Source organism: Priestia sp. BR_2 (genome assembly GCF_041954005.1).
Taxonomy (GTDB): domain Bacteria; phylum Bacillota; class Bacilli; order Paenibacillales; family Paenibacillaceae; genus Paenibacillus_AQ; species Paenibacillus_AQ lautus_A.
On the sequence record NZ_JAVFHM010000086.1, the window covers coordinates 1 to 1,920 of the forward strand.

1 protein-coding gene is annotated in these 1,920 nt (G+C 31.8%); it reads right to left on the reverse strand.

The window, feature by feature from the left end:
* Positions 1-408 precede the first annotated feature (408 nt).
* Entirely contained in the window at positions 409-1,455 is a 1,047-nt protein-coding gene (locus tag RB298_RS02160; protein WP_486045510.1) for a patatin-like phospholipase family protein, read from the reverse strand.
* Between the last annotated feature and the right edge of the window lie 465 nt (positions 1,456-1,920).

The window sequence follows — 1,920 nt, forward strand, 5'->3', positions numbered from 1 at the left end:
GGTATAGGGTTCCTCTACCTTTTTATTCTTGAAGTTAATATTTTTCTACATACTCTAATTCTATGGAGACAGTTGTTCTGTTGTAATGTTTACCCACTTAACCTCAATGGTTTTCGAAATACACTCACTTAGTCCTGTTGATATCCCTGATAATATTTTTTATAAGATACTATATTGTATTCATTTTATATTATAAACAAGAGTAATGATTAAGTTATTTTATTTGGAGTTACTTTAACTATTACTTATTTTGTAGAAAACAATATATTTGACAAGTATTTACGGTTATAAATTTAAGGGTTACAATTTAAAGAATAATTAATAAGCAAAAGCAGTAGCCTTTTACTAATAAATAAAGCTACTGCTTTGTATATGTCTTATGCTAATTTATTTAATTGCTTGACAAACTCAACTACAAGAATCATTTTGTTGCTCTGTTGGTAATGTATAGTTAGTAATGTATTCTTTAGCAGCTTCATATCCATTTGCCATCAACTTGTTTAACATTTCCATTGGTATATTCCATTGGGTAGTCTCAACACGTTCAGTATTTACATAAATAGTACGTTTAGATTCCCTTTCTCCTATCCTCATACTCGATTGCGCTTTTAAAACAGTTTTCATTACATGATGTATAAAAACTACCAAATGATCGATGGGGCGAGGTTCTCGAGAAATAATTCTTTTTTCTATTAGTATTTCTTCGGGAGTATCCAACCTTATTCCTAATGTTTCCATATTATAAATAATTTCGTCCTCTTCTCCATTAGCTAGATGCTCGGTCGTAGAGGAGATAGATCGTAATAATTCATTAGCTTTCTTATCAATTTTGGTAGACCTAAAATTTTCTTCTTGAGATACATAACTTCTCCAATCGAATAAGTCAATAGGGTAATTATCTAAAATTCCTCCATCGACATACCAGCTCCCTTTCCAATGAACAGATTTGAAATAAAAGGGAATTGACATTGATATGCGAACCGCCTTAGCTACTGGCATATCAGGAGTATGCCTATGCGAAAAAGTTTCAATACAATGAGTTGATATATTAGTTCCTTGAAAAAAGATTTCTTTATCTGTTTTCTCGTATAATTCTTGGAAAGTTATATCCTTACTAAATCCCTGATGTTCTATTAATCCACTTATCCATTTGCTGAATTTGTCACCTTTATATCTGCCGTATCCATCGTATAGTAATCGAATACTATCTCGAACGAATCCTGGGTCTTGGTCCTTAAAGCTATCATACGGAGCTTCTTTTGTGATTGTTTCCAATTCTCCTATAGTGTATCCTAAACCTACAACTAGAGCTGTAATAGCCCCAGCAGAAGTTCCCCCGAATCTTTTTATATGTTGCAGGATTTTGATTTCATCTAAGTATTGTAATACTCCAACATGCCCAATTCCTTTGACTCCTCCACCCTCAAATATAAGGTTGCGAAAAGGGAATTCCATTACGATTACCTCCTGATAAATAATACTGATAATTCACAAAAATCTAAGGTCCTTACCAGTTTATTATTAACAACCATTGAATTTTTAATTATTAATCATGTAAGAATTTGACAAAAAATTAGAATTCCGTATTTTGATATGCCCTTAATAAAGCAAATAGACATTTTATTTCACCCGTCTACTTTATTGGGCACATATCATTATCATTAGATATTTTCAACTAGAAGAGTGACCTTTTTAGAGGGATTTTAACTTTTTAAGTCCAAATAAGATATTAATACTGATTGATAAAGCTATTGAAGGGTGTAGAAATGGAGGGAAGTAAGTTGCCTAACAAAGAGTCTCCACACTATTTTATAAAGTTCGGTAGCATTCGCCATTAACGAAGAGTCTGTTGCTAAACAAATGGCAAATGAATGTGGAGGTCATATTGTAGTAATAAAAATTAGCTATTTTTCAATATCG

Bases quoted from the DNA above. Each gene is read 5' to 3' on its own strand.
- RB298_RS02160 (WP_486045510.1), bottom strand. From the start codon at position 1,455: ATGGAATTCCCTTTTCGCAACCTTATATTTGAGGGTGGAGGAGTCAAA.